Source organism: Sphingobacterium sp. HSC-15S19 (assembly GCF_050433745.1).
GTDB classification, from domain to species: domain Bacteria; phylum Bacteroidota; class Bacteroidia; order Sphingobacteriales; family Sphingobacteriaceae; genus Sphingobacterium; species Sphingobacterium siyangense.
This window is the reverse complement of the sequence record NZ_JBNPWQ010000004.1, coordinates 225,240-233,878: the sequence shown is the minus strand read 5'-3', so window position 1 is coordinate 233,878 and position 8,639 is coordinate 225,240. Positions and strand designations below refer to the sequence as shown.

The window sequence follows — 8,639 nt, the reverse complement described above, 5'->3', positions numbered from 1 at the left end:
GGCATCGAGCAACGAAAACATCCCGAATTGCACCTGCCGGATCTATCGCCCCACCGACGCAGCATAGCAAAGGGAGATCGGAAAACGCAAACATACCCGAACAGAGAACAACAGAAGAATACCGCAGCACAGCAAAAGAATGAGAGCATACACAGCTCCGGATTACCCATTAAATGATCACACTCTTTTACTACTTTACTTAGGGTTTGTTTAGGTATAGCTTAGGTTATAGCTAAATAAATCCTAACCAAAAGCTAACTAAATACTAAGGGCATCAACCATTTCCTGCGTCATGGTATAGGTATACATAATCGTCGTATTCCAACGTACCAACAAAAAAGAATCCGTATTTATCAAATAAATCTGTCAAATCCAATTTGGCCACTTCGCAGGCTGTTTTAACAAAATTCAGTTGATGAATGGCAGGATTACGCTCTCCCATCATCCGATCGGAGCTCCAATCCGAACGCTGTCTTCTCGGTTTATTCATATTCTGCTGACGGAAATTAAACAATGGACGTGTCTGGTGTACGTGACCTACCTCAATTCCGGGACTAAAGTTGAACTGATAAGTAATACCAAAAGGCAAGTTCACTTTTGCAAAGAGACTTGCAAAAAGGGTATTCTGCTTGTTCATCCGGTCATTGTAGGTCATATTTAGAAAAGGATTACGGGCATTCAATCCGCTATCATCGGTCGGAATCCTTCTTAATGTACCATCCGCATTGTATTTATCACCATAAGGCGATAGATTTGTTAACTGTGCCCAGTCGGCCTCAATTGCGCCCTCGTCGCGATCAGCATATTGCACATTGGCCCCCATACGCAGAAAGTTCGTCACCTTACCCTCGAGATTCAATCGTGCCCGAAATGTACTGAATTCACCACCTTCGATCAGATTTTGATTTTTGTTATACCCAACCGACATGTAGTAATTGACATCTTCCTTTCTTCCGCTCATACTTACCGTATGATCCTGACGAATTCCTGTTCTAAAGATCTCATCGTACCAATCTATGGTCTTACCCGCCATGTAGTTGGCTTTTTCATTCGCCACTAGACCAAGCCTATCCAACCAGATATCTACTGGATCCAAATCTTTATTGCCTCCAGAAAGCCATTGATCAAATGTCACGTCGGAAGGGAGGTTACGCGGATCGTCATAGAAATAGGATGGCCTTGTACCACCAGCTCTTCCTACATCTGCCCGCCATTTCAGAAAACCAGGGCCATCGTAAACACGTTGATTACGCGCTAGTGTCGCTAATCCCCAGTTGGTATTCGCCGTCAACACGGGTTTATCGCTTGTTCCTTTTTTGGTGGTAATGGCAACTACCCCTGTAGCAGCTTTAGCACCATAAACAGCCAATGAGCTCGCATCCTTCAGAACATCTATGGTTTGTATGTCATTAGGGTTAATATCAGAAAGCTGCCCATTGTAGATGATCCCATCCAATACGATCAGTGGTGAAGTCGAGGCACTGAGCGTGGTTTTACCACGCACCAATAGATCTCCGCCTCCCTTCGCAGAAGTATTTTGTGAGACGCTAAGACCTGCGATATTCCCTTTTAGCAGATCTGCAACACTCTGCGGGTTCTCGTTTTCAAGCTGTTCAGCTTTTACACTTGCAATGGAGCCCGTGACATCCTTTCGGGAAGCGGTTCCATAACCGATGACAACAACTTCGGTCAATTCGGTATTGCCCGAGTCCATGGTTATATTCAACGTTGTCTGTCCATCGACGTCCTGCTCCTTATTCAGAAAGCCCACACTTGACAATACAAGCGTAGACTTAGGAAAGACCGCAATAGAGAACCTCCCCTGGTCATCCGTTGTCGTTCCCCCAGAACGATTTTTCAGTTTGATAGATACTTGTGGAATTGGCTTCCCTTGGCTATCCACTACAGTACCACTGACTGTCCGATTTTGTGCATTTGCCATATAGGTACATGCAAGTACACTTGTAATCAGGAGCGTTAATTGTTTGGCCATAATTTATGGAAATTTAGCGTTCAAATAATTGTTAATTGGGTTATTTATGGAAGCTAAATTAATTCGATCAAATCAAAAAAACAACTAAAATAAAGTATAAAGAACTGAAAATTAGGTATTTATAAAAAATAATAATACACTTAAATCCCAAGTAATTACATCCTTAACTGATTGATCTACACAGGTTATATCGAAAGGAAATAGCGATTATTAATACGGTATATCAACAAGCAATATTTTTTGATTTTTCTTGTTCGCCATTTGGTCTTATTATTTTTAGCGCTCGCGAGCCGGCAGTACATTATGATCATGGCTTCAACGACAATGCCGATGGCATCAATGCTTTCAGCGCAAGGATAGGCTTTTCACTGCATTTCTAGAATGACTAAAAAATAAAAGGGGAAATAATTATAGTAATCATTTCCCCTTTTTTGTCCGTATTCTTTCTTTATTAATGGATACCTTTAAAAATTCTATTCCACCGTATTTTGGAAAGCCCATTGCCATTTGCGTTCCAGCTCATCCAGGTAAATAATGCTTTTCCGACAATATGATCCTCAGGAACAAATCCCCAATCCCTAGCATCGAGCGAGTTGTGCCTATTATCTCCCATCATCCAATAATAATCCATTTTAAAGGTGTAGGAATCTGTTCGATTTCCATTGATATAAAGCCCATCCGTTTTCTTTTCCAACAGGTTATTTTCATACACTCGTATGGCTCGCTCATAGAGTGGCAAGGTCTGTGCATTCAGTGGAATAGTCATCCCCTTTCGAGGAATAACAAAGGGGCCGAAATTATCATAATTCCATTTGTATTGTGGGTCGTTCGGAAAGGTATTTGCTTCGGCTTCCCCAGGTTTACGCAAGTTCATTTGCATGGATTTGACATTGGACCAGGATTTCACCATGGCTGCCTGATCTTTCGTTAAAAAGATTACATAAACTCCGGGCTGAATAGCAGAGACTTCTATTCCCATATCTCTTAGGCGCTGTTCGTCCAGACCTGCCTCATCTGTGATCACGGTATAATCCATCTGGCTTTCCGGGGCTACAAAACCTGGTTGGTCGTTCACAAACAATACTCCTTCTGTCATGCTGATTTTATCCCCAGGCATTCCCACACAGCGTTTAATTAAATGTTCGCGTTTATCCACTGGACGGGTTTGAATTGTAAATTGTTGATGTACTGCTTCACGTCCCATGCTACGCACCAAGTCATAATAGGGCGAGTCTTGATTTTCGACAGCAACGGTATCACCGGCAGGTGCATTAAAAACGATCACATCATTCCGTTTTATTTCTTGAAATCCGGGCAATCGTTTGTAAGGAATTTTAATGAGTTCGGAGAATGCTTTTCCTCCTACTAATGGCATCGTATGATGTGCAAAAGGAAACGCTATAGGTGTATTTGGAATACGGGGCCCGTAATTTAGTTTACTGACAAAAAGATAATCTCCAATGAGGAGAGACTGTTGCATAGACCCCGAAGGAATCATAAATGCCTCCAATAAAAAACCACGAATCAAGGTTGCAGCGACAGTCGCAAAAACAATCGCATCCGCCCATTCTCGTACCATCGATTTTTTATAGGGATATTTCTTCTTATAGTCTATATACGATTGATGCGCAATTTCCAGTTCAGATTCCTTTGTCGCCAGGCGACCTTCGGCATGCGCTGCTTTCAGATTTTTGGCATATAGCCCATTCAGAAATTGCACGTTTTTATCGCTACCCCAAAGTGGCAGTACGATAAATGGAAGCAGCACCGCAGCGCAATTTTCCCAAAACCTTCTTTTCCCAAAACAATGAATAAAATCGAGGTAGAGATTATAAAAGATAAAAACATTGACGATCGGAACAAGCAAAAGGATAAGCTGCCAGGTCTTCTTGCCGAGTATCCGCGATTGGATAAACTGACTATAGACAGGAACAACTCCTTCCCAACCTTTGCGTCCTGCCTTTTCAAATAGCAACCAAAAGCCATAGGCTGCAACTATAGTCAATACAATAAAGATGGTAAGTATCATAAAATTGTTTTAAATGCAGTATCAGTGAATAAAAAATCTCAATAAATAATTAGTTGCTTTCTCTCCTCGGAAGAGATTTTTGAAAGTTGAAGCTCATTATAGCGCATAACGTATTTTATAAAAAGATCATAATCGTACTTTTTTTCATTTTCAAACTCAGCAAATAGCTCCGGTTCGTCATTGATCAAACGCCCTAAAGCAATTGTCCGCTTTTTTTTGCTGTTGCTAAAAATTTCGTTCGTATTACTACTTATTTCAATCACTTCACCGGTTGACTTTTTTAATGCATAAGCATATTTAGACTTACTGATTCCAATGGACAACATTGTACCACCACCACCCGTACCAAACATCATTCCTCCGCCACCACCAAGGTTCAAATTAAACACATAATAAACCATTATTTCTCCATCAACCAACACTTCAGCAAAAGTTGGCTCCTCCGTATAATATCGACCTATTTGAAATACTTGTGGAGAAGTTCCCTGAACGGGCTCCAAGCCATTTTCGACATAAGAAGGTGCATAAACTTTTCTTTTAGATTCCCAGTAAGCACGAAACACCTGGCCGGGGGCAAAAGTTAGCTTCTCTTTCTGTTGATTTTCAAATTTGAGTTTGTGATCCTTGATGGAGGAGATTTTTCCGTAAAGGGTATCTGCGTTCATAAGCACCAAGTAATCTAATTTTTTTGCGGCTTCCTGTGCACGAGCTGTCATTAGTATACTGGCGAAGCAAGAAAAAAACACAGCAGTTAAAATTGATATGGCTTTCATTTGAACATTTGTTTTGCACTATTTTTAAATCCCATGGCATGCGCTACTATACGTAAGGTAAAGCTACATAAAAATATGAAATTCAAGTTCGGCCTTCGGAGTTTTAACGTTTGTTAGCATTTTGTTTTGCTAGGGCATTCCTACAATACTGTGCAAAGATTTTAAGATCCCTAAAAACGATCCCTAATAATACAGTCAATACAGCCGTATTTCTCAAGCAACAACAGCTGTACTGCAAAAAACAAAGCCACATCATTTTTTGCTGATGTGGCTTAACTGATTGCTTATTGTTTATGCAAAAAGATTAACTTTTATATTTACTTTCAAATGCTGTGGATGCTTGATTGACCCCATTACTCATATTTTCAAATGCTTTATTAATATTATCAAGCAATGCGGATTCTTTAGCTGCATCGGGTGTCTTATTTTTTCGAAGCTCAATCAATTTTGGATAATCCTCCGTAACAATTTTTTTATACCCGTTCAGGCCATCGAGCACCGCCTTTTGGAATGTCGCATCACCCTTGAAATCACCAAGTTCCTCTACTTTTTTGATATCGTCATTTAAAGACTTCTCCCAATCTGCCCGCACCTGTTCAGCCTTAGAATAATCGGAGCCATTCATGGCGGCATTCATGTCTGTCACATGTTTTTCACTACTGTTGATCACGGTAATAATTGAATTGTTGTACGCTGCAGGATCTTTTTCTCCCGAACTACAACTTGACAGGCTCAGAACCGCTGCGGTCATCATGCCCGTAATAAATTGTTTAATCATATTGATCTATTTTGTTGTTACATTTCAGTATTTAATGCTCATTTACACAAAGATAGCCTTCAACACAACTGAATTTCATCACGGAAATCAGGGATTTCTGCTGCCATTCCAAGCTAAAGGGACATTAACTGATTGCGAAAGTTGTGATTGCCATTACGTTGGTCAAAGCGGTCGGCGAGTTGATCCGCTAGTTTCCCATAATGGGTCGCCAGTTCACTTGCGGTGTAGGTATTTTTCCCTTGAAAAAGATTATGCTGATTGCCGAGCTCAAGTATAAAAGGTTCGTCGGGACCGAAGTTCTTCATGGCTTCAGCGATGTAGCAGGCCAATTGAAACATGGATCTATTTTCGGGACCATCGGCCCAAGGTAAAAAACGTTCGATCCATTCCTTGGCTTTACCACTATCGGTATAGGAAAAATAGGTTGCTAGTTTAATCGTCGAGATCAAAATTGCGGAATCCTTTTCTTTCTTAAAAACCTCCTTTTCTGCCAGCAGCGCCATTTTATCCGCTTGTTCGGTATCACCTTGCTTAAGACCTTCATAAGCCAGGTTCACGGCCGTACGCAAAGGGACATGTGAACAGGTAAACTGCCCTTCAATTAAGGGCAAGGCTTTCTCGGCTGCAGGAGCATATCCATACTGTAATAGTGTTGCTGATACTTCGGCGTCCATTTCACAGGCTTCACAGTCGCTCATGTCATCTCTCTGCACAGCATTTACGTTCTTCAATGCGCGCTCGACAGCGGCTATATCTTTTTGCGCAAGGGCATCACTTAACTCCTCATTGTGTATGGCACGCTTTCCATAACCGTTACGAATCAAGCGTTTTTCAAAGTCGCCCAAAGCTGCTTCAATCTGCTCACGGCTGACAGCAGGATTATCGTATAATTCGGACATCATCCATTTGTATTGCCATAAGAAATCTTCTTCATTAAAGAGTTCCGGATTTTCATCGTAAGCTTGTAATATCCACGCAAATGCGGGTAACGACTCGGTTGAAAAAGCGAGGTCTATCTCTTCACTGATTAAATCTAAACGAAGGTCATATCCCCATTCAATATCTTGGTTTTCATCTGCAATCCGTATAGCCTGTGTCAATAGATTAACCTTCTCCAAGGTATTGTCTACGCGCGCAACCTGATTACGCAGTTTCTGAATTTTAAGTGTATACATCTTCTTATTCTCTTCTTTTAATGAAATATTTCCTTTTTAAATAAGCTGTCTAAAAGGTAAAGGGAAATTCTGACCTAGTGTAGAAATCCCACCACCGCGTTAAAGATTCACAAAATTATCCAGCCCCATTACAATGAGGTTCTTTAGGGCTTCGTTCATGACCTTCATTTCCCGTTCCTGGACAGGGTACTTGCCCAAAATGAGTGCCTGCACGTAAAGTACTTCAATGACTGAACGCAGCATGTAAGCATCTTTAATATCCATTAGGGTACTGATCAGCTGATTATCCGCATTTAAACATAAGGTATTCTGGATCTTATTCGGTCTGGATGTCTTGAGCACCTGCGCAAAAGGATTTGCATTTTCCTTTAATTGGCTAATCGTACTCTCTACACTATTTTGATCCATTTTTGTAAAAATAGCCGGTGTATCAATCGGTTTAAACCGTCTAATTTCCAAGATGCAGCGGTAATCGTCCAAAATGCGCTGCACTTCTTTCTGAAAAGAAACATATTGATTTTGCTCATCCTCATGAATCGGCTGAAATGTTTCCAGGAGCTGATTTGGCGACATCTCCGTTATCTTATAGTCGGGGTATCGTTGTTTGATCTTGCGGAGCAACTCCGTATCAAAGGTATAAGAAGCATTCACAAGAATCATTCCCTGTGTATCGGCCATACGGTCAATCTGTTTGAAATCCTCAAAATCAGCACAGTAATAGAGCTGCTGTTGCTGATCGATGATATTTTGGAAACTCCGCTGTCCGCGATTGGTTTCAAACGGGATATCAGCTAAAAAAATAGCCAGGAAGTCGGGATCTTCGAGCGCAAAAGCTTTTAAATGGAGATAATGTGTCTGGATAATACGTATATAAATATCGAAGTCTATCTTCTTCACTTGTTGCAGGTACGTTTTGAGCACAGCTGCAATTTCTTTTCGCGCCTGCCGCAATAGATCATTTTTCATCAGAGACTCCCGTGAGGCAGTAGCACTAAGTTCCTCTGTATTGACAAGCATCCGGACAAAAAATGCCCAATTTGGCAAAATAGACTGATCTTCTTCGGCAAGAAACATGCGTTTCAAGTAAATTCGGTGACGCTGCTTACTACTAAACTGGGTACGGAAAGGTAAACTATACAACACACCCTTTGCCTTACCCGCCGTCGTTTCAAATGGAATTGCATCCAAAAAGTTGACATGAAAGAGTTCTTTGCCTATAGCAAGCAATTCCGCCTTCGAAATCGATGGAGCCAGCCATTTGGGTTCTTCTTTATGGATGATCTTTTCGGCACCTCCTACCACTATAGAAATGGTTTCTCGCAGCGCATCTCCATAAAACTTGATTTTTTTCTCAAAATAATCCCCTTCAAAAATATAGTTGAATTGCTTTTTAGGACTTAGGATAACCCGTGTTCCGACAGGAATATCTTCTGTCAGACGCTCGATTTTATAGTCCCCTTCAGCTCTAGCCGTCCAACGTAGAGGCAGTTGTTCAAGAGCGGATTTTGTTTCAACAATAATCTCATCGCTGACCACAAAACAAGAAAGCAGTCCAATACCAAACTTACCGATAAAGTCCTGAGCATCCTTGATGTCCTTACTCTTTGAGCTCTCCCCGATAACCGACAAAAATTGATGAATATCGGCCTCCTTTAGGCCTATTCCATTATCGCTGAACAGAAACTTCGGTTGTTCAGTGCTTGGCAGCTCAATCGTTATTTTTCCTTGATGTTGTTCATCCAAGTGTTTCAATGCTGTAATTGCATCCACACCGTTTTGAAGCAGTTCCCGAATAAATGTATTGGGATCGCTATACAGGTGTTCTGAGAGCAGTGCGATCATTCCTTTCAGATTGACCTGAAAGGAATAGGATTTTTCTTCTTGCATGTTT

At 41.2% G+C, this 8,639-nt stretch carries 6 protein-coding genes; all 6 read right to left on the bottom strand.

From position 1 onward, the window contains the following. Window positions 1-274: 274 nt before the first annotated feature. Window positions 275-1,993: a TonB-dependent receptor plug domain-containing protein gene (locus L1283_RS05215; protein WP_429625939.1), complete on the bottom strand. Its 1,719-nt coding sequence runs from the start codon at window positions 1,991-1,993 to the stop codon at window positions 275-277. A gap of 451 nt (window positions 1,994-2,444) precedes the next feature. After that, the gene (gene lepB, locus L1283_RS05210; RefSeq protein ID WP_145330922.1) at window positions 2,445-4,022 is read right to left on the bottom strand and encodes a signal peptidase I; all 1,578 of its coding nucleotides are present in this window, start codon (window positions 4,020-4,022) and stop codon (window positions 2,445-2,447) included. A gap of 38 nt (window positions 4,023-4,060) precedes the next feature. Further along, entirely contained in the window at window positions 4,061-4,795 is a 735-nt protein-coding gene (locus L1283_RS05205; protein WP_429625938.1) for a hypothetical protein, read from the bottom strand. 304 nt (window positions 4,796-5,099) lie between these two features. Beyond that, the gene (locus tag L1283_RS05200) at window positions 5,100-5,573 is read right to left on the bottom strand and encodes an LIC11966 family surface protein (RefSeq protein WP_286727815.1); all 474 of its coding nucleotides are present in this window, start codon (window positions 5,571-5,573) and stop codon (window positions 5,100-5,102) included. Between the two features lie 113 nt (window positions 5,574-5,686). Then, window positions 5,687-6,748 (bottom strand): hypothetical protein, encoded by a 1,062-nt coding sequence (locus L1283_RS05195; protein ID WP_286766815.1) that lies wholly within the window; start codon window positions 6,746-6,748, stop codon window positions 5,687-5,689. A gap of 99 nt (window positions 6,749-6,847) precedes the next feature. Next, entirely contained in the window at window positions 6,848-8,635 is a 1,788-nt protein-coding gene (locus tag L1283_RS05190; RefSeq protein WP_429625937.1) for an HSP90 family protein, read from the bottom strand. Window positions 8,636-8,639 lie beyond the last annotated feature (4 nt).